This window comes from Psychroserpens damuponensis (genome assembly GCF_000826655.1).
Classification (GTDB): Bacteria; Bacteroidota; Bacteroidia; order Flavobacteriales; family Flavobacteriaceae; genus Psychroserpens; species Psychroserpens damuponensis.
Genome location: NZ_JXJO01000001.1, coordinates 134883 through 154296, shown reverse-complemented (window position 1 = coordinate 154296; position 19414 = coordinate 134883). Strand labels below are relative to the sequence as shown.

Below are 19414 nucleotides of genomic sequence, written 5' to 3'. Positions count from 1 at the left end.
CTATTTTTATTTGCCTTCTAAAGCATCCCAATATTCATAAGCTTTACGTAAATGAGGAATCACAATTGTACCACCAACTAACGTCGCAATACTCAACGCTTCAACAACTTCTTCTTTATTTAAACCTGCCTTATGGCTAGATTCTAGGTGGTATTTTACACAATCATCACAACGTAGTACAGTAGAAGCTACTAATCCTAGAAGTTCTTTAGTTTTTTTATCTAAAGCACCTTCAGTAAACGCATTTGTATCTAAATTAAAGATGCGTTTGATAATTTTATTATTGTCTGCTAGAATAGCATCATTCATTTTAGAACGATAAGCATTAAATTCATTAACTATATTAGACATGGGCTTTCTTTTCTTTTTTGGTTTGATTTCTAACAACAACTTTAGAAATATAAATACTTATTTGATATAAAATTAATATAGGAATAGCTACAATTACTTGACTCGCTAAATCTGGAGGTGTGATTATTGCAGATAAAATCAATACAATGACTAAGGCAAATTTTCGGTATTTTTTCATGAGTTTTGGTGTAACCAAACCAATTTTGGTTAGAAAATAAATAATAATTGGTAACTCAAATACAAAACCAGAAGCCAATGAAGAGGATCTAATTAATGCGATGTATGAACTAATTTGAAATTGGTTCTCAACATCTGGACTAATACTATAATTAGCTAAGAAGTTTATGGATAATGGTGTTACTATATAATAACCAAAAAGAACACCTAGAAAAAACAGGAATGATGTGACTATGATAAATCCTCTAGAGTGTTTTCGCTCACTAGTATGTAAACCAGGACTAATAAAACTCCAAAATTGGTATATAATGTATGGAAAGGCTATAATGAAACCTGCATAAATAGAGGTCCAAATATCTGCTGAAAACTGAGCAGACATCTCTAAACTTTGAATTTTAAAGGGGAATTCTGCAGCACAAAACGTTGTGTCATTAATACCTACTAATTCTGATATTTTACACAACCATTTATAGGTTGGGAAATCCATTTGTTTTGGTGCAAACACAACGTATTTAAAAATCCATTTACTAAAAATAAAAGCAACGGTTGCGCACACCAGTATAGATCCAGTAATTCTTATGAGATGCCACCTTAAATCTTCAAGATGATCTAGAAAAGACATCTCATCGGTATTTGTTTTTGTCATTATATAATACCTTCTTTTATTAAATCATGAATATGAATAACACCTGCATATTCACCGTTTTTTTCAACTAGTAACTGTGAGATTCCATGTTTTTCCATGAGTTCCATAGCGTCAATTGCCATAGCATCCTCATCAATTCGTTTAGGATTATCACTCATAATGTCTTTTGCCGTTAAATGAATAAACTCATCATTCTTGGTCAGCATTCGTCTTAAATCGCCATCAGTAATGATACCTGCAATTTTATTATTATCAACAACAGCTGAAACACCTAGCATTTTTTCTGAAATTTCAACAATCACATCTTTGGCAGTGGTATCAAGTTCTACACTAGGCTTTAAATTAATAGATGATAAATCACTAACGCGTAAATACAAACGTTTACCTAAAGCGCCTCCAGGATGGTATTTTGCAAAATCTTTAGTCGAAAATCCACGAATTTCTAACAAACAAACTGCTAATGCGTCTCCCATGACCAATTGAGCGGTTGTACTCGTTGTTGGAGCTAAGTTATTAGGACAGGCTTCTTGTGCCACATAAGCATTTAGTATATAATCGGCTTGTTGTGCTAAAAATGATTTATCGTTACCAGTAATCGCAATTATCTTGTTTTTAGCGTTTTTAATAAAAGGGACTAATACTTTAATTTCTGGTGTATTTCCGCTTTTAGATATACAAATCACTACATCGTCTTCTAAAATCAAACCTAAATCACCATGAATGGCATCTGCTGCATGCAAAAATACCGATGGTGTGCCTGTAGAGTTTAACGTAGCGACAATTTTATTAGCGATAATAGCACTTTTTCCTATGCCAGTAATAATTACACGTCCTTTAGAGTTGTATATTAACGTGACTGCTTTTGCAAAATCGTCAGTTAATAAATGACTTAAATTAGCTATAGCATCACGCTCTAAATCAATAGTCTTTCTTGCTGTTTTAAGGATAGATTGTATACTGTTCAAAATTAATTTTTTTTCAGTTTGATGGGTTTAAAGAAATTGTTATCTTTAGGTTTATGCAAATGTATCAAAAATACTAATAGGGATTAATGAGTACAACAAAAATTGATATACATTCTGCACTCAAACAACACTTTGGTTTTTCTAAGTTTAAAGGACTTCAAGAAAGCGTAATTAAAAGTGTTGTGGCACGTGAGGATGTATTTGTTATTATGCCAACAGGTGGTGGGAAATCATTGTGTTATCAACTACCAGCATTAATAACTGAAGGAACTGCAATCATAGTGTCACCACTAATTGCACTTATGAAAAATCAGGTAGATGCTATAAGAGGTATTTCAGATCATGAAGGCGTTGCCCATGTTTTGAACTCTTCTCTCAATAAAACTGAAGTCAAACAAGTTAAAGAAGATATCATAAATGGTGTCACTAAATTGTTATATGTAGCTCCAGAATCACTTACCAAAGAAGAGCACGTTGAGTTTTTACGATCTGTTACAATTTCATTTATGGCTGTAGATGAAGCACATTGTATCAGTGAATGGGGACATGACTTTAGACCAGAGTATAGAAATCTCAGACATATTATTAAACGTATAGGAGATAATATTCCTATAATAGGATTAACTGCTACGGCAACACCTAAGGTTCAAGAAGATATTTTAAAGAGTTTAGACATTCAAGGAGCTACAACATTTAAGGCGTCTTTTAATAGACCTAATTTGTATTACGAAATACGTCCTAAAACTAAAAACGTAGATGCAGATATAATTCGTTTTGTAAAAAAGAATGAAGGTAAATCTGGTATTGTATATTGTTTAAGTCGCAAACGTGTAGAAGAATTAGCTCAAGTATTACAAGTTAATGGTGTAAAAGCTGTGCCATATCATGCAGGTTTAGATCCTAAAACAAGAGTGAAACATCAAGATATGTTTTTGATGGAAGATTGTGATGTTGTTGTTGCAACTATTGCTTTTGGGATGGGAATTGATAAACCAGATGTGAGATTTGTAATTCATCATGATATTCCAAAAAGTATTGAAAGTTATTATCAAGAAACAGGACGTGCTGGTCGTGATGGTGGAGAAGGTCATTGCTTAGCCTACTATGCTTATAAAGACATTGAAAAATTAGAGAAATTCATGTCTGGTAAACCTGTAGCCGAACAAGAAATAGGTCACGCACTACTACAAGAAGTGGTCGCTTTTGCAGAAACATCAGTATCTAGGCGTAAATTTATTTTACATTATTTTGGTGAAGAATTTGACAATGCAACTGGTGAAGGCGGAGATATGGATGATAATGTTCGTTTTCCGAAGAAACAAAACGAAGCTAAAAGTGATGTTATCATTGTATTAGATACCATTAAAAAAACCAATGAAAAGTATAAATCAAAAGATTTAGTGCAAGTTTTATTTGGTGAAACTAACGCACTAATTTCTTCTCATAAAACAGATGCACAACCGTTCTTCGGAATAGGAAAACATCAAAGCAAACGCTATTGGATGGCATTAATTCGTCAAATATTAGTAGCAGGTTACCTTAAAAAAGATATTGAAACATATGGTGTTTTAAGAATTCCTGAAGCTGGACATGAGTTTTTAAAATCTCCTCAATCTTTCATGATGGCAGAAGATCATGTCTTTGATGAAGGCTCAGATGATGGTATTGTCACTGCTGCAAAAGGAGCAGGAGGTGTTGCAGATGAGGTGTTGATGAAAATGCTAAAGGATTTGAGAAAACGAAATGCAAAGTCTTTAGGTGTACCACCATTTGTGATTTTTCAAGATCCTTCACTAGAAGATATGGCTTTAAAATATCCAATTTCGTTAGAAGAACTCGGTAATGTTCATGGTGTTGGAGAAGGTAAAGCCAAAAAATACGGTAAAGATTTTGTCGCATTAATTTCGCAATATGTTGAAGATAATGATATCGAAAGACCAGACGATTTTGTCGTTAAAAGTACAGGCTCAAACTCGGCAATAAAATTATATATTATTCAAAATGTAGATAGAAAATTACCACTCACAGATATTTCTTCGAGTAAAGGTATGACTATGGCCGATTTTATCAAAGAGATGGAAGCCATTGTGTTTTCTGGAACTAAATTAAATATTAATTATTGGATTGATGATATTCTAGATGAAGAACAGCAAGAAGAAATTCATGACTATTTTATGGAGTCTGAAACCGATAAAATAGACGATGCTATCGAAGAGTTTGATGGAGATTACGATGATGAAGAACTACGCTTGTATCGTATTAAGTTTATAAGTGAAGTTGCTAATTAAAGTATTATAGTGTAAAGTGAAAATATGCACTTTAGCATACTTCACTTTACACTTACTAAATTTTGTTAAACACAATTTTATGTTTCTTAATAGTAAGCACTAATTGTTTTACTGTAGAACGCTTAATACTTTCTACGGCTTTTTTCTCAATTTCAAAATCAATTCGAGTCACATAACCTTTTATAACATCATTAATTTGATCTGATTCTATTTCTTCCATGTCAGATTTTAAATCATATGTATAATTGTTTCCTTCAATCATCAAAGTAGCTCCAGTTTTGGTTTTTAGTTTTAAGGGACCAATGATATAGGTTTGAAAATAATAATAACCACCTAGTTCATTATAACCTGCATAAATTACATGTTGATCAGATACACCTAAAGGCTCATCCTTACTATGATTTAAAATAGATTCAATATAATTATCATCTACTTTTTTTTCCTTTTTACCAAAGCTTCCAAAAATTCCCATAGGTCAATTTTATTTTTTTCAAAATTAAGAAAATTCACTCTAAAAAACTTATATCGCATAGCTCATAACTTTTAACTTAGTTTCTTATCTTTGCATTTCATTAAAAATCATGACAATGCAAGACGGTTTATACGCAAAATTTAATACAACAAAAGGCGAAATCTTAATCGCTTTAGAATTTCAGAAAACACCAGGAACAGTAGGTAATTTCGTAGCTTTAGCTGAAGGAAATCTAGAAAACGAAGTGAAGCCTCAAGGAACTCCTTACTATGACGGGTTAAAATTTCACAGAGTTATACCAGATTTTATGATCCAAGGAGGTTGCCCTCAAGGTACAGGAACAGGGAATCCTGGATATAAATTTGATGATGAGTTTCATCCAGATTTAAAACACGATAAGCCAGGAATTTTGTCTATGGCAAATGCTGGACCAGGAACTAATGGTAGTCAATTTTTTATCACTCATATTGCTACAGATTGGTTAGATAATAAGCATACAGTCTTCGGAAATGTGATAGAAGGACAAGATGTTGTTGACGCTATCGCTCAAGATGATGCTATTAATACTATAGAAATTATTAGAGTAGGAACAGAAGCAGAAAACTTTAATGCTGTAGAAGCATTTAGAACATTTGAAGGTTCTAGAGAACAAAGAATTGCTGCAGAACGAGAAGCTGCAAAAGCAGAATTAGATAAATTAGCTGCTGGTTTTGATGAAACCGAAAGTGGATTACGTTACCAAATTATCCAAAAAGGAACAGGTAAATCTGCCGAAAAAGGAAATATGGTATCTGTGCATTACAAAGGTCAATTAGCCGATGGAACTGTATTTGACTCATCATACAAAAGAAATGCACCTTTAGATTTTCAAGTTGGTGTTGGTCAAGTAATTGCAGGTTGGGATGAAGGCATTTGTTTATTAAACGTAGGTGATAAAGCACGTTTAGTTATACCTAGTGATTTAGGTTACGGTTCTGCTGGAGCAGGAGGTGTAATTCCACCAGATGCTACATTAGTATTTGATGTAGAGTTAATGGATGTAAAATAAGCAGGATGCTATAATTAACGAGGTAACGAAGTTAATTTTGTGACTATCGCTTAAACTAAAAAAATAAAAAAAGCACCAATTTAATTGGTGCTTTTTTAGGTTTTAAACTCAAGAGGTTAATTAGTTTTATATGTTATATTAACAATCAACTCAGCCGTTTTTTTATTACAAACCACCTTATAAGTTGAGTTTTTGGTATCATTCTCTTTAATATATAAATCATCAATTTGTGTAAAGTCATTTCTTGAAACATAATTATCAAGATCTACTTTATCAGTGTTAATTATAAATTTTGACACCTTTTTATTGTCTTTACATTGACAATAGGTCGTAGTAACTTCAGGAATATTAACACCAGTTCTTAATTCGATATTATCAATGTTAAATCGTTCGCACGATTGTTTGTTATAAATCATTTTTCCGAAGAGATTTAAACCTAAATACATAAGTGAAATAAATGCGAAAAAAGACAGTGTGATTATTAGAAATTTTTTCATTCTATTGATTTTAAATACAACGATCAATGATGGTCGTTTATTATAGTTTAATAAAAAAAACACCCATTTTACTGGGTGTTTATTGCATTTTGTTAAACGTTTATTTTTTGCGATTTGCTACAAAAGTACCATTGGGTTGAAACATTTTTATGGCATGAATTGTCCCATCTTCAGACTCTAAAAATTCAACTTTAAATCCTTCTAAAGTTTTAAACGAGAATTTATGTTTTGAAGTTGCAATTTGCTCATATTCTGGTTGCCCTTTTACAAATAAAAAGAGCACATCATTTTTGATATATGCTTTTATTTCGGTTCCAGAAATATCATAGGTTCCAGTATACATTTCTAATGTTTTTGCATCGACATCAATCGTATTTGGAGTACGCTTAAAACTAATAGCATCTACAGTAGGTTCTATTTTTATTTTTCCTTCGGAAATGTCACCGGTTTCATTAGTTAGGAATGTCATTTTTATTGATTTGCCATATTGCGTGGTATCAACTTTCCCTTCAGAAACATCAATCATTTCAAAGACGTCATAATGGTAATGATTAAGGTATATTTTGTTACCATTTAGTTTAGAAAATAACGAGTCATTTTCGGCATAAATATCAAATTTACCGTAACCTTCATTATAATATGAGCCTGTGTAATCTACATTAATATGTGATGGTTTTGTGTTTTTTACAAAAGATGTTTCAGAGTTTTCTTGAGCATCCTCTTGGGCTTTTTTGCCTTTCGCTTTGTTTTCAATATAGCGTCCAAGCCAATCTGTTTGCGCTTCGTCAATCATTCGATCTGCAATTGTATTTCTCACTAATGAAGGAATAGGTGAGCCGTTTTGATTGGCTAAAACAACAATCCCTATGTTATCTGTAGGGAAAAAAGCGACATTTGCCGAAAACCCATCAATATTACCACCATGATCAACTCTGTAATGTCCTTTATAAGATTGTAAAAACCAACCATAACCATAGTTTCCAAAATGAATATTTGGAAATTTATCATCTGGTGTATTGCTTGATACAACCATTTGAGAGCTAATAGCTTCATTTAAATAATTTGAAGGAATGATGTCTTTCTCTTTATATTTTCCATCATTAAGCCAGGCAATTAGCCATTTGCCCATATCATTAACACTACTGTTAATACTGCCAGCAGGCGACATACCTGCAATATCGTAATAATCCATTTTTTTAATGAGATTATTTTTAACTTCATAACCAAAAGAAGCATTGCTAGCCGTTTTCATTTCGGCAATAGTTGCATTAGTCCTAGACATTTCTAGAGGTTCAAAGAAATGTTCTTTAAGGTTGTTCTCCCAACTTTTACCAGTAATACGTTCTGTAATAACACCTTGGGCTAAAAATCCAAAATTATTATAATACCATTGTTGTCTAATACCTGTAAATGGTTCTTGATGTTTTAAACGCATTAACAAACTATCCTTATCATGTGAAGGAAAATAGTACCAAGAACCGTCATGTCGTGGTATTCCTGTGCTATGTCTCATTAAATCTTTAATAATGATATTGTTATTTAAATTATCATTATAGAACTCTAATTCTGGTATATGCTGTCTTGGGTTATCATCAAAAGTTAATTTTTCTTCGTCTCTTAATAAACCTAAAAGTGATGAGGTAAACGCTTTGGTTGAAGACCCAATAGCAAAAAGCGTATTGGCATCTACAGGGATTTTATTTTCATAATCTCTAAATCCAAACCCTTTTGAGTAAATGATTTTGTCTCCTTCTACAACGGCAACAGCAAATCCTGCAGCTTTAGTTTCTTCTAGAATTTTATTTAATTCTTTGTCAATATTTTTAAGCCGTTTGTCTTGCGCACTAATAGAAAAGGTAATTAGAAAACCCAAAGTGAGTAAAGCTAGTTTTTTCATTGTTTTGATTTTTTGATTAGAATAGATATTTGGTTAGTAGTGGTTTAGTAGCTTATGTTACTCAAAACGTTAAATATTTTACAATTCGTCACAAATAAATTACAGTTCGGTTGTTCTCTTTTTTAAAATACAGACTTCTGTTAGATATTTGACGTATCAATCAGGCTGAAACAATTTCAGTTTAAAACAAAACAATATGAACACCATAGTTAAATTTTTTATTTGCTTTTTATTTAGTCAATTTCTAAATGCTCAAGCAACATCAGGTCAGGATATTACGGTTAGAATTAATAATCTTGAGAGTAATAAAGGAAACGTGTATGTGGCAGTTTATGACTCCCAAAGTTCATTTTTAAATACAGGATTACAGTCTGTAAAAACAAAAATTACTAATAATAGTTGTGAAGTAACCTTTAAAAATATTCCAGAAGGGGTTTATGCAATTTCAATGTTTCACGACGAAAATGAGAATAATAAAATGGATAGTAATTTTTTAGGCATACCAAAAGAAGACTATGGATGCTCAAATAATGCTACAGGGTTTATGGGACCACCAAAATGGGAAGATGCAAAATTTGAAGTAAAAGATAAATCAATAACACAAACTATAACACTATAATATTATGAAGAAATTAATACTAATCACATTAATCATGGTTTCAGGTTTTACATCTGCTCAAACCAATTATGAAAAAGGAATGAAAAAAGCATTCGCATTATGGCAAGACAATAAAACCGACGACGCCGAAAATATGTTTGAACGCATATCTAATGCAGAAACCAATGAATGGCTTCCTCATTATTACATAGCTCAAATTAATAGCTTAAAAAGTTGGAATGAGAAAGATGAGAGTGTTTTAAAAGCGCAATTAGATAAAGCTCAAGAGCATTTAGATACTGCTATGGCAATTAGTGAGAATAATCCCGAAATTATTGTCATGCAAGCCCACGTACTAACTAATTGGGTTGCTTATGATGGAGCAGTTTACGGTATGAAATACGCAGGAAAAATAACAGAGCTTTATAATAAAGCTTATAGCCTAGCACCAGAAAATCCAAGAGTAGCATTTAATAAAGCAGATTGGGCCATGGGAAGCGCAAGATATTTTGGCAAGGATACCAAGCCGTATTGCGATGAGATTGAAAAATCAATTGAACTTTTTGCTACCTTTAAACCAGAAAGCGAGTTGCACCCAAATTGGGGAATAGAGCGTGCACAACAAGTGGCTAAATCGTGTAAAGAGTAATACAATATGTCAAAATCAATTAAAAATATCATTTTAACCTTAATTATAGGTACCGCAGTTTGGCTTGTAGGTAATCTAATCTCGGGAGGATTTGACTATAGCACAGTTAATGACTTTTTAATTGATTTTGGGTTTTATCAATTATATGCTTTTGTACTTGGATATTCTAACATGGCTTTCTTTGATTACATGGAGCGTTTAAGCTGGAAAAAAGGAGATACCATTAAACGCATTCTTATAGGGATTTTAGGTTCTACCATTATCACTTTAATTGGTTTGTTCTTTTTGAGATTAGTGACATCGTTGCTTTTACACAAAAATACTTTTGAAAATTTTATAGAAAACGAAACCTGGAATGCAAACTACTCATTTGGATTATGGATCACATTAACAATAGTTTCTATTTTTCACATTGTATTTTTCTATAATCGATATCAAAAAAATAAAATAAAAGAACAAAAGGTAATTGCAGGTACAGCAAGTGCGAAATTTGACGCTTTAAAAAATCAGTTAGATCCACACTTTTTATTCAATAGTTTAAATGTATTGACAAGTTTAATTGAAGAAAACCCTAAAAATGCTCAAAAGTTTACAACGTCCTTATCTAAAGTGTACCGCTATGTTTTAGAACAAAAAAATAAGGATCTCATTACAGTAGACGAAGAGTTAAGATTTGCAAAAACATACATGTCTCTCTTAAAAATGCGTTTTGAAGATAGTATCATTTTTGAAATTCCAGAGCAAGCATCAAACCCAGAGAGTAAAGTTGTACCGTTATCCTTACAATTATTACTAGAGAATGCAGTAAAGCATAATATGGTAACAAGTAGCAAACCTTTACATATTAAAATTTATGAACGTAATGGTATGCTCGTTGTAGAAAATAACCTTCAACCTAAACAAATTGTAAAAAAGAGTAGTGGAGTTGGATTAGAAAATATCAAGCAACGCTATCAGTTATTATCAAATAAAACAGTATCAATCAATCAACAAGCAACTAGTTTTGCAGTCGCAATACCAATGCTTACAAAACAAGTATCAATCATGAAAACAGCACAACCAAAATCACAATATGACGATAGATATGTTAGAGCACGTAAACGTGTAGAAGCTATGAAAGAATTTTATTATAGTTTAATTTCTTACTGTCTAGTTATTCCTTTCTTATTTTTTATCTGGTATCGCTACACACCTTTTACTATCCAATGGTTTTGGTTTCCAATGCTAGGTTGGGGAATGGGATTAGCATTTCAGGCTTACAAAGTATATGTTAATGATGGAGTATTAGGTAACGGATGGGAAAAACGAAAAATTGAAAAATTTATGCGTGAAGAGGAAGAACAACGTTGGAATTAAAAAAAATAAAATATCATGGAAAATAATATTGAACCCTACGGAAATAGAAATTCTCAAAAAGCTTGGGAAAAAGAAGAAGCTTATTTAAGAGCTCAAAAAAAGGTAAAGGCAATTATGGGATTTTATTGGCACTTAGCATCTTATGTGATTGTTAATATATTTTTAATCATTTTAATAACGAGTAATGGTGTTAAATTTTTTAGTTTCGGTACCTTCTCTACAGCCTTTTTCTGGGGAATTGGAATCTTCTTTCATTTTTTAGGCGTTTTTGGATCTGATTTTTTCTTAGGAAAGCAATGGGAACAAAAGAAAATCAAGGAAATAATGGATAAAGACACGAAATACTGGGAATAATGGAAACAAGAGAATTAGCACATAAAGAACGTTACCAACTCGCAGCACGACGAGTTAAGCAAATCAAAGGTTTTTATACGCATGCATTAATTTATATCTTGGTTAACTTAGTTTTAGTGTATGTGAATTTTCAAAATTTAGACGAAGGAGAAAGCTATTTTCAATGGCGTAATTTTATAACACTTGCTTTTTGGGGAATAGGGTTATTAGCACATTGTGCATCGGTGTTTTTACCTAATATGATTTTTGGTAAACATTGGGAAGAGAAAAAAATAAAAGAGTTTATGGATAAAGATTCTAATGAAACAACACGTTACGAATAATCATTAACCCACTATAAATACAGTAAATACATGAGTATTATTATCATTGAAGACGAAAAACCTTCAGCAAGACGATTGCAACGTATGTTAACCGCTTTAAATATGGAAGCCGAAACCATGTTACATTCTGTAGAAGAATCTATAGAGTGGTTTCAAAATAATGAACATCCAAATTTGATTTTTTTAGACATTCAATTGAGTGATGGGTTGTCATTTGAAATTTTTGAAACTGTTGATATCAAATCTGCTGTGATTTTTACAACAGCTTACGATGAATACGCTTTACAAGCCTTTAAATTAAATAGCATTGACTATTTATTAAAACCTATTGATGAAGATGATCTAGAAATCGCAGTCAAAAAATATAACGAGCGTGCCCCTAAACAACAATCGGTTACGTTAGATTTTGATGACATAAAGAAATTATTAGTAAACCCAATAGAACGTGAGTATAAAAAGCGATTTTCAGTAAAAGTAGGACAGCATTTGAAACTCATAAATATTGATGATATAGAATGTTTTTATAGCGAAAATAAAGGGACTTATGCGTTTACACAAGAAGGCAGGAACTATTTACTTGACACAACTTTAGAACAATTAGAAGAAGAGTTAGAACCTCATAAGTTTTATAGAATAAGCCGTAAGTTTTATGTCAACATTAATGCAATTAATGACATGGTAAGTTATACAAATTCTAGACTTCAAATTAAATTAAATACTTTTAAGGAGCAAGATGTGATTGTCGCAAGAGAGCGTGTAAAAGATTTTAAGGATTGGCTATCATAGGTATTAAAAAATATCGAGAACATCACCAAGAGAATCTCCTAAGCCTTCAAGCAAATCACCACCAACAGTAAATAACCCCTCAATACCAGCTTCAATGAATAGATCAGACACAAATAATTCAGCTAGAGAATAGTCTCTATAAGTTTCCGCTTTTTTTTGTGATTCTTGTTTCCATTCGTTGTACTGAAACTCATGTATAGGTTCAATAGGAGCAGGTGTATCTTTTTCCGAAGAAACAGGAAAAAGCAACGTGTCATATGTCTTGCGTCTTTCAGGATTTGATAAAATGTGAAACCCTTCAACAAGTGATACAAAATGAATTTTGGCGTTTTCAGTAGGGTTGTTATCTGGATGATATATTGCGATTTCTTTTCTAAATGCTTTCTTTATAGCATCTAAATTTGCTGAGGTTTCAATTTTAAAAATATTGTAGTAATTGGTGACATTCATAGCACTAGGTTTTCAATCTATAAGTAAGTTCATGTTTACATTTGTTACTAAAGTAGCATGCAAATTACTTTTCTATTCTATTATCATCAAAAGCAGATGGCAGTAAATTGGGTATTAATTTAGCAAATATTGGTAATAAAATAGCACCTCCAGGAAGCATAAAAATTGCTAAACTCGGTATGGTTTTTAGCGTATCTAATAATTGAGCTTGCATTCGTTTTTGCTCTTCTTTACTAAGATCAGAGTGTGTTGATTTGGAAATTAATAGCATCAAATCTTTACTTTGCTGCATTTCCTTAACCAATCGTTTACTATTACGTCTAATTAATTTGTTTACTAATTGAGACGAGTTTTCGTAAAAATTTGATAGTGGATTACTTTGCTGAAATAGTAAAACTTTCTTTTTGTGGTCAATATGAAATTGAGCTACAGATAAAATAGAATCCTGTATTTCTGAAGGCTTCATTTCGATACGTTTAGTAAGTTGTTTTAAAAACTGATACTCAGAACGCTCTAAAATTTCATCATCCCAAACAGACAAACACATTAAATCTAAAAGATATTTTTTTTCCTGAAGATTGATATCATAATCTATATCATAGATCAGGTCTTCGGTATCTATATCATCATCGTCCATATATGACGCTGAAGATTCTATAATATTAATAATCTCCTTATCATAATCTGTAATTTTACTTTTAGAATTTAAAGACTTGTATAATGTACCTACAATGATACTTTCTAAATGTGCTGCATAAGATTTTGGATCTTTATCATCCTTTAAAAAAGCATCAAACGCAAGAACATCTACAAATAGTAAAGAGTTGGTAATAGATTTATTAAAATTTCTAGTTAATAGATTGTCGTCTATTTGAATTCTATCATGAATTAAACGTTCTAGCATTGAGGTTTCGCTTTTACCAATTACTAACTTATCCCAAAGTGATAAATCTGCAACTTCTAAGGCTTTATAATAGTCTAATAAGTCTTTGATAAAAGCTGAGGCTGTAAACGTTTTATTTTTAAAGTAATACATATGATATAAGCCAGTAATGAGGTTTACTTTGGCTAATTCATCTTCGGAGTATCTGTGAATTTGCTCAATCTTTTCTGTAGCAGCAACATTGACACCATAAATAAACCCAAAGTCTTTTAAGCGATCATATAGAGATGCGTAGTTTTCAAAAGGAATTCCGTTTTTAGAAATTTGAGAACAGAATTTTTCAATCCAACCACTAGTCGATGGGTTCATGTGTTTAAATTTAAAGACCTCACAAAGTTAATTTTTTATTTGTTTTATGCTTAAATTTTTTTCTACACGATAGTTAATTTATACCTAACATTTAAAAGGCTTCTAATCAGTGATTTTTTAGAGGTAAATGTCTTTGGCATAGCACTGTTTTTCAGCGCTAGTATTCCTAAAATTTAATATTTGATTACGTAGTTTTAATAATTATTTATTTTGGGATACGCTTCAAACAACGCGATTATTAGTGACTAAAATGAGTCGTTTTTAAAATTTTATTTAGGTGTACTAAAAAAATATAAAACCGTATCTGTGATTTTTACGTAAGTGTTTCCAGAGACTAATAATTAAACAACAAAAATCTCAACGTATTATGAAAAAATCAAAAATTTTAATTGGAGCTGCGGTATTAACTATTGCTGGCTTTTTTGCAATCGCAGCAGATCATATTGATGCTCCTGCAGTTGCTGGTGGTACAAGTGATATCACAGACATTTATGCCTTTCAAGGTGAAGACAACAACAATATCGTATTTGTTGCAAACGTACAAGGATTAATTAGTCCTGCAGATACAGATGCTGCTGCCTTTGACGAAAATGTATTGATAGAGTTTAACATTGATAACGATTTAGATGCAGTAGCAGATTTAGTTATTCAAGCAACACCAAGAGATGGTAAAATGTATTTCTTTGGACCAATTGCACCTTCGCAATCAGGTTTAAATAGTACAATTTTATCAAGTTCTGCAACTATGAATGATGTAGATATTACGGCTTATGGTGCTAACGCTATTGTAGAAACTAATAATGGGATGAGCTTTTTTGCTGGACCTAGAGATGATCCTTTCTTTATGGATTTTTTCCGTTATGGAGATATTATTGCTGGTGACGAAACCATGTTTTCAGATCCTGGTACAGATACTTTTGCAGGAACAAATGTGATGTCTATAGTGGTAGAATTACCAAAAGCTATGGTTGGATCTGGAGATTCAGTAAATATTTGGGTAGAATCAAAAAGAAAACAATAAGGTGAATCTTCATATTTCCGAAGAAAACAAAATTTTAAATTTAAAATACAAAACACATGAAATTCAATAATATAAAATTAGCAGCAATAGCTTTGCTTGTATCATTTTCAGCTTACAACTGTAGTGATGATGACGATACACCAACTGGTCCAACAGGTCCAAACTTTACTGGAACTTACGCTCAAGAAGATCAAATGGGTAGGCCTGCGATAAACACGGTATTTGTAGATATGGAAGATAAAGATGCGTTTAATACGACGATACCTTCTAATCAAAATGCAGCATTTCAATCTAAATTTGAAGCTAAATTATTAGCCTTAAATCCTGGTTATACAACCAATGCATTAACTTGGGATGCGCCAACATTTACTGGAGCTTTAGCAACCGATGTATTGACCGTTTCTCTTACAGGAACAACCACGTTTTTTGATGGTACAAATGTATTAACAGGTCGTGCTTTAGCAGATGATGTTATTTCAACAGAGTTGTTATTAATCTTTGGTGGCCCAATGGGAACAGATAATCCAGGGTTGTCTGATGATAATGTAGATAGTAATGATAAAGCGTTTTTAACGTCTTTTCCTTACTTAGCAACACCTCACTAATACAATTTTTAATTCTGAAATGGGCTGTAAATAAGCCTGTTTCAGGATTTTAAAAAAAACTCTTGACAATCACTCAAAAACTCGCTAACATGAACTCGAAATACACTATAATAATTACAGTATTAGCTGCAGTTCTATTTACAAACTGCGCTAACAACAACACTCAAAAAATCACAGATACAAACGATTATAATTCGTATTTGGCAATGACAGAAAATGAAACTCTGGATCGTGCTAAACAAAATGAAATCTTTTGGTCTGAAAAGTTAGAAAAAACGCCAAATCAATATGGTTATCATAGTAAATTGGCATCTACATACACAGCTTATTTTACTACAACTGGAGAGGTTGAATATCTTAAAAAAGCCGAAGATGAATTACTAATAGTTAATAAAAGATCGCTTTATAAAAACCCATCTTATTTAAAGAGTTTAGCTTACAACTATATATCACAACATAGATTTAAAGAGGCTCTAGAATTATTAGAAAAAGCAGAGGCTTTAAAAGAGAACTTAAGTGAAACTCAAAAAATGCTTTTTGATGTGCACCTAGAATTAGGTAATTACAAAAAAGCTCAGGCTTATCTTAATAGCTTCGAGAATTTTAGTGATTTTGATTATCTCATTCGTTTATCTAAAATGAGCGATCACAACGGTGATTTAGAGTCGGCAATTAAATATATGGAGAAGGCTATGGCAATTGCCGAATCTTCAAATTTAAACAACCTTAAACAATGGTCATACACCAATATTGCAGATTTTTATGGTCATGCAGGAGAGATTAAAAAATCGTACAATCACTTTCTAAAAGCTTTAGAACTAGATCCTAATGATGCATATGCAAAAAAAGGTATAGCATGGATTGTATATTCACACGAGAAAAACCCTGACGAAGCGTTACGTATTTTAAATTCGGTAACCAAAACGTATAAAGCTCCAGATTATTATTTGTTAAAATCTGAAATAGCAGATTATAAAGGTGATGAAACCATGCGCAAAGCGCAATTAGAATTATACAAAACTGCCATGCAAAACAAAGCATATGGAGACATGTATAATAAATACAACGTACTGCTGTATACAGATGAAAATGTACAACTTGAAGATGCAATTGCAATCGCAAAAACTGAAGTTGAGAATAGACCAACACCTCAATCTTACGACTTATTAGCATGGACTTATTTTAAAAACGGAAACTTAGAGGCAGCATTAGATGTTGTGGAGCAACATGTTATTGGTAAAACCTATGAGCCAGCAACATTATATCATGTCGCTCAAATTTATAAAGCGGCAGGGAAAACTAAAGAAGTTAAACCACTTAAAGAGGAGTTGCTTGCAAGTATTTATGAGTTAGGACCAACAATGAAAGATAAAATTAATCAACTTTAAAAAGCCCTAACATCATGAATTTTAATAAACTAATTATACTGCTTTTTGTAGCAGTATTGTCAACTAATGCCTATGCTCAAAAAGTAAAAGGTCAAGTTGTAAATAGTATTGATCAACCTTTAGAGGCAGCATACATTTATAATATAAACTCTCAAAGTCACTCTCACTCGTCGGAAAACGGAGTGTTCATCTTAGAGAATAATACAATAGGAGATACTATAAAAATAGGTCTATTGGGTTACAAAAATAAAATATTGGTATTACAACCAGACAATTTTGAAACTAACTTACTAATAATATTAGAAGAAAAAGCCTTTCAATTGGAAGAAATGACAATAACTGAAGAACTCAATGCTTTGAGCACGATTTCTAGATTGGATATTAATACTAATCCAGTAAATTCATCTCAAGAAGTTTTGCGTAAAGTGCCAGGTTTAATCACTGGCCAACATGCAGGAGGAGGTAAAGCAGAGCAACTATTTTTAAGAGGTTTTGATATAGATCATGGAACAGATGTTTCAATTTCTGTAGATGGTATGCCAGTAAATATGGTGTCGCATGCTCATGGCCAAGGGTATAGCGATTTACACTTTTTAATACCAGAAACGGTTAATAAAATTGACTTCGGAAAAGGGCCTTATTACGCACAACAAGGCGATTTTAATACAGCAGGTTATGTTGATTTCTCTACAAGAGATTATTTGAAAGATAGTCAAATATCAATGTCGGTTGGAGATTTTAATTCACTAAGAACCTTAGGAATGTTTAATCTATTAGAATCTACAAAAAACCAAAATGCGTATATCGCTACAGAATATATTGCAACAGATGGACCATTTGAATCTCCACAAAATTTTAACCGTCTAAATATCTTTGGAAAATATGTGATGTTCTCACCAGAAAATGATAAGTTAACAGTAACTGCGTCTCATTTTACGAGTCGTTGGGATGCTTCTGGTCAAATTCCGCAAAGAGAAGTTGATAATGGAAATATCACTCGTTTTGGAGCTATTGATGATACTGAAGGTGGAACTACAGAGCGTACCAATCTTAATGTAGCGTTTAGTAAGCACATTTCAGATAGAACATCGTTAAAATCAAACGCATTTTACTCGCATTATGCTTTTGAATTATACTCTAACTTTACATTTTTTCTAGAAGATCCAGTAAATGGAGATCAAATAAAACAAAAAGAAAATCGTCAAATTTTTGGAGCTAATACTGCTTTAACGCACACCACTTTTTTAGGAGATACAGAGTTTACTTTGACTGCAGGTTTAGGTTTTCGTCATGATATTATTGATGATGTGGAGCTGTCAAGAACTTTAAATAGACGAACTACTTTAGAAAATATCTCATTAGGAGATATTAATCAAACTAATATAGATGCGTTTGTAAATGCAGAGTTTGAATTTGGTAAATTGAAAATTGCACCAGCTTTACGATTAGATTATTTCAAGTTTTTGTACAATGATAAGTTACAAACTGAATATACATTACAGTCTGAAACAAAGACTATTGTTAGTCCGAAGTTAAATTTCTTTTACAATGCTCAAGATAATTTACAATTATTTCTAAAATCGGGAATTGGCTTTCATTCTAACGACACCAGAGTTGTGGTGAATAATTTAGGAGAAGATATTTTACCAAGAGCTTACGGTTTAGATTTGGGACAAATTTGGAAACCAACTAAAAAATTGGTTGTAAACACAGCGCTATGGTATTTATTCTTAGAACAAGAATTTGTGTATGTAGGTGATGCAGGTATAGTTGAACCTAGTGGTAAAACAGAACGTTTTGGAATAGATTTAGGGTTGCGTTATCAATTAAATGATTGGTTGTATTTAGATACTGATGCTACATATACAAAAGCAAGAAGTCTTGACGCTGCAGATGGAGAAGATTACATCCCTTTAGCACCAGATTTTACCATGGCAGGAGGATTAGCAGTTAACGATTTATATGGGTTTTCTGGCGGAATTAGATATAGATATATAGACGATAGACCAGCAAATGAAGATAATAGCTTAGTTGCAGACGGCTATTTTGTAACCGATTTTAATGCTAACTACACGTTTAGTAACATAACGTTTGGTGTAATAGTAGAAAATATGTTTGATGTAGAGTGGAATGAAACTCAATTTGCTACAGAATCTCGTTTACAAAATGAAGCGCAGTCTGTTGAAGAAATACATTTTACACCAGGAACTCCCTTTTTTATTAAAGGTAGTATAAGTTATAGGTTTTAAAGAGACTCATCAATTATCAAAGGGGTTATTTGATAAGGACTA

Annotated in this window: 20 protein-coding genes; 12 read left to right on the top strand and 8 right to left on the bottom strand. The window is 32.0% G+C overall.

Going from position 1 to position 19414, the window contains the following annotated elements; all coding sequences use genetic code 11:
• Nucleotides 1-6 precede the first annotated feature (6 nt).
• The 3 genes from TD29_RS00665 to TD29_RS00655 are packed head-to-tail and all read right to left on the bottom strand — an operon-like array spanning nt 7 to nt 2139.
• A complete protein-coding gene (locus TD29_RS00665) occupies nt 7-351 on the bottom strand; it encodes a carboxymuconolactone decarboxylase family protein (RefSeq protein WP_040278165.1) in 345 nt (114 codons plus the stop codon).
• Nucleotides 344-1174 (bottom strand): twin-arginine translocase subunit TatC, encoded by an 831-nt coding sequence (gene tatC, locus TD29_RS00660; protein WP_040278164.1) that lies wholly within the window; start codon nt 1172-1174, stop codon nt 344-346. Before tatC ends, TD29_RS00665 begins: the two co-directional genes overlap by 8 nt.
• The gene (locus TD29_RS00655; RefSeq protein ID WP_040278163.1) at nt 1174-2139 is read right to left on the bottom strand and encodes a KpsF/GutQ family sugar-phosphate isomerase; all 966 of its coding nucleotides are present in this window, start codon (nt 2137-2139) and stop codon (nt 1174-1176) included. The genes tatC and TD29_RS00655 overlap by 1 nt, the downstream gene beginning before the upstream one ends.
• A gap of 86 nt (nt 2140-2225) precedes the next feature.
• Here TD29_RS00655 and TD29_RS00650 point away from each other — a divergent pair, with 86 nt between their 5' ends.
• A complete protein-coding gene (locus TD29_RS00650; RefSeq protein ID WP_040278161.1) occupies nt 2226-4427 on the top strand; it encodes an ATP-dependent DNA helicase RecQ in 2202 nt (733 codons plus the stop codon).
• Nucleotides 4428-4482: 55 nt separating this feature from the next.
• Here the strand turns inward: TD29_RS00650 and TD29_RS00645 are convergent, their stop codons facing one another.
• Nucleotides 4483-4899 (bottom strand): hypothetical protein, encoded by a 417-nt coding sequence (locus TD29_RS00645; protein ID WP_040278159.1) that lies wholly within the window; start codon nt 4897-4899, stop codon nt 4483-4485.
• A gap of 115 nt (nt 4900-5014) precedes the next feature.
• On the opposite strand from TD29_RS00645, the gene TD29_RS00640 reads away from it, so the two are divergent.
• Nucleotides 5015-5947: a peptidylprolyl isomerase gene (locus tag TD29_RS00640; RefSeq protein WP_040278254.1), complete on the top strand. Its 933-nt coding sequence runs from the start codon at nt 5015-5017 to the stop codon at nt 5945-5947.
• Between the two features lie 116 nt (nt 5948-6063).
• Here the strand turns inward: TD29_RS00640 and TD29_RS00635 are convergent, their stop codons facing one another.
• Together TD29_RS00635 and TD29_RS00630 are read right to left on the bottom strand one after the other, a co-directional pair.
• On the bottom strand, nt 6064-6444 hold the full coding sequence (locus TD29_RS00635) for a hypothetical protein (protein ID WP_040278157.1): 381 nt from the start codon (nt 6442-6444) through the stop codon (nt 6064-6066).
• 100 nt (nt 6445-6544) lie between these two features.
• Entirely contained in the window at nt 6545-8341 is a 1797-nt protein-coding gene (locus TD29_RS00630; RefSeq protein ID WP_040278156.1) for a serine hydrolase, read from the bottom strand.
• A 196-nt stretch (nt 8342-8537) separates the two neighbouring features.
• On the opposite strand from TD29_RS00630, the gene TD29_RS00625 reads away from it, so the two are divergent.
• Genes TD29_RS00625 through TD29_RS00600 form a run of 6 tightly spaced genes read left to right on the top strand, consistent with a single transcriptional unit; the run spans nt 8538 to nt 12407 of the window.
• Entirely contained in the window at nt 8538-8960 is a 423-nt protein-coding gene (locus tag TD29_RS00625; protein WP_040278154.1) for a DUF2141 domain-containing protein, read from the top strand.
• A 4-nt stretch (nt 8961-8964) separates the two neighbouring features.
• A complete protein-coding gene (locus TD29_RS00620) occupies nt 8965-9588 on the top strand; it encodes a tetratricopeptide repeat protein (protein ID WP_040278153.1) in 624 nt (207 codons plus the stop codon).
• Nucleotides 9589-9594: 6 nt separating this feature from the next.
• Entirely contained in the window at nt 9595-10944 is a 1350-nt protein-coding gene (locus TD29_RS00615; RefSeq protein ID WP_040278152.1) for a histidine kinase, read from the top strand.
• A gap of 15 nt (nt 10945-10959) precedes the next feature.
• The gene (locus tag TD29_RS00610; protein WP_040278150.1) at nt 10960-11298 is read left to right on the top strand and encodes a 2TM domain-containing protein; all 339 of its coding nucleotides are present in this window, start codon (nt 10960-10962) and stop codon (nt 11296-11298) included.
• The gene (locus tag TD29_RS00605; RefSeq protein ID WP_040278149.1) at nt 11298-11621 is read left to right on the top strand and encodes a 2TM domain-containing protein; all 324 of its coding nucleotides are present in this window, start codon (nt 11298-11300) and stop codon (nt 11619-11621) included. Before TD29_RS00610 ends, TD29_RS00605 begins: the two co-directional genes overlap by 1 nt.
• 30 nt (nt 11622-11651) lie before the next feature.
• Complete coding sequence (locus TD29_RS00600) at nt 11652-12407, top strand: LytR/AlgR family response regulator transcription factor (RefSeq protein WP_040278148.1); 756 nt, start codon at nt 11652-11654, stop codon at nt 12405-12407.
• Between the two features lie 3 nt (nt 12408-12410).
• Here TD29_RS00600 and TD29_RS00595 read toward each other — a convergent pair whose 3' ends face one another.
• Both TD29_RS00595 and TD29_RS00590 read right to left on the bottom strand, forming a co-directional pair.
• Nucleotides 12411-12857, bottom strand: a complete 447-nt coding sequence (locus TD29_RS00595) for a J domain-containing protein (protein ID WP_040278145.1) — start codon at nt 12855-12857, stop codon at nt 12411-12413.
• 64 nt (nt 12858-12921) lie between these two features.
• The gene (locus TD29_RS00590) at nt 12922-14109 is read right to left on the bottom strand and encodes an LETM1-related biofilm-associated protein (protein ID WP_040278144.1); all 1188 of its coding nucleotides are present in this window, start codon (nt 14107-14109) and stop codon (nt 12922-12924) included.
• A gap of 367 nt (nt 14110-14476) precedes the next feature.
• Between TD29_RS00590 and TD29_RS00585 the strand changes: the two genes are divergently transcribed.
• The 4 genes from TD29_RS00585 (at nt 14477) to TD29_RS00570 (ending at nt 19372) form a co-directional block, all read left to right on the top strand.
• Nucleotides 14477-15130 carry a DUF4331 family protein gene (locus tag TD29_RS00585; protein ID WP_040278142.1) on the top strand — a complete coding sequence of 218 codons (654 nt, stop codon included), beginning with the start codon at nt 14477-14479 and terminating at the stop codon, nt 15128-15130.
• 56 nt (nt 15131-15186) lie between these two features.
• Nucleotides 15187-15735 (top strand): DUF4331 family protein, encoded by a 549-nt coding sequence (locus tag TD29_RS00580; RefSeq protein ID WP_040278141.1) that lies wholly within the window; start codon nt 15187-15189, stop codon nt 15733-15735.
• A gap of 89 nt (nt 15736-15824) precedes the next feature.
• Nucleotides 15825-17123 carry a tetratricopeptide repeat protein gene (locus TD29_RS00575; RefSeq protein WP_040278253.1) on the top strand — a complete coding sequence of 433 codons (1299 nt, stop codon included), beginning with the start codon at nt 15825-15827 and terminating at the stop codon, nt 17121-17123.
• A gap of 14 nt (nt 17124-17137) precedes the next feature.
• Nucleotides 17138-19372, top strand: coding sequence for a TonB-dependent receptor (locus TD29_RS00570; RefSeq protein WP_040278139.1), 2235 nt, complete (start codon nt 17138-17140; stop codon nt 19370-19372).
• The last annotated feature ends 42 nt before the right edge of the window (nt 19373-19414 follow it).

What these genes read in the sequence shown, in the direction of transcription:
- TD29_RS00640 (WP_040278254.1), top strand. Translation starts at nt 5,015, where the DNA reads ATGCAAGACGGTTTATACGCAAAATTTAATACAACAAAAGGCGAAATC.
- TD29_RS00580 (WP_040278141.1), top strand. Translation starts at nt 15,187, where the DNA reads ATGAAATTCAATAATATAAAATTAGCAGCAATAGCTTTGCTTGTATCA.
- TD29_RS00630 (WP_040278156.1), bottom strand. Translation starts at nt 8,341, where the DNA reads ATGAAAAAACTAGCTTTACTCACTTTGGGTTTTCTAATTACCTTTTCT.
- TD29_RS00600 (WP_040278148.1), top strand. Translation starts at nt 11,652, where the DNA reads ATGAGTATTATTATCATTGAAGACGAAAAACCTTCAGCAAGACGATTG.
- TD29_RS00620 (WP_040278153.1), top strand. Translation starts at nt 8,965, where the DNA reads ATGAAGAAATTAATACTAATCACATTAATCATGGTTTCAGGTTTTACA.
- TD29_RS00595 (WP_040278145.1), bottom strand. Translation starts at nt 12,857, where the DNA reads ATGAATGTCACCAATTACTACAATATTTTTAAAATTGAAACCTCAGCA.
- TD29_RS00665 (WP_040278165.1), bottom strand. Translation starts at nt 351, where the DNA reads ATGTCTAATATAGTTAATGAATTTAATGCTTATCGTTCTAAAATGAAT.
- TD29_RS00575 (WP_040278253.1), top strand. Translation starts at nt 15,825, where the DNA reads ATGAACTCGAAATACACTATAATAATTACAGTATTAGCTGCAGTTCTA.
- TD29_RS00625 (WP_040278154.1), top strand. Translation starts at nt 8,538, where the DNA reads ATGAACACCATAGTTAAATTTTTTATTTGCTTTTTATTTAGTCAATTT.
- TD29_RS00645 (WP_040278159.1), bottom strand. Translation starts at nt 4,899, where the DNA reads ATGGGAATTTTTGGAAGCTTTGGTAAAAAGGAAAAAAAAGTAGATGAT.
- TD29_RS00590 (WP_040278144.1), bottom strand. Translation starts at nt 14,109, where the DNA reads ATGAACCCATCGACTAGTGGTTGGATTGAAAAATTCTGTTCTCAAATT.
- TD29_RS00635 (WP_040278157.1), bottom strand. Translation starts at nt 6,444, where the DNA reads ATGAAAAAATTTCTAATAATCACACTGTCTTTTTTCGCATTTATTTCA.
- TD29_RS00585 (WP_040278142.1), top strand. Translation starts at nt 14,477, where the DNA reads ATGAAAAAATCAAAAATTTTAATTGGAGCTGCGGTATTAACTATTGCT.
- TD29_RS00570 (WP_040278139.1), top strand. Translation starts at nt 17,138, where the DNA reads ATGAATTTTAATAAACTAATTATACTGCTTTTTGTAGCAGTATTGTCA.
- TD29_RS00605 (WP_040278149.1), top strand. Translation starts at nt 11,298, where the DNA reads ATGGAAACAAGAGAATTAGCACATAAAGAACGTTACCAACTCGCAGCA.
- TD29_RS00610 (WP_040278150.1), top strand. Translation starts at nt 10,960, where the DNA reads ATGGAAAATAATATTGAACCCTACGGAAATAGAAATTCTCAAAAAGCT.
- tatC (WP_040278164.1), bottom strand. Translation starts at nt 1,174, where the DNA reads ATGACAAAAACAAATACCGATGAGATGTCTTTTCTAGATCATCTTGAA.
- TD29_RS00615 (WP_040278152.1), top strand. Translation starts at nt 9,595, where the DNA reads ATGTCAAAATCAATTAAAAATATCATTTTAACCTTAATTATAGGTACC.
- TD29_RS00650 (WP_040278161.1), top strand. Translation starts at nt 2,226, where the DNA reads ATGAGTACAACAAAAATTGATATACATTCTGCACTCAAACAACACTTT.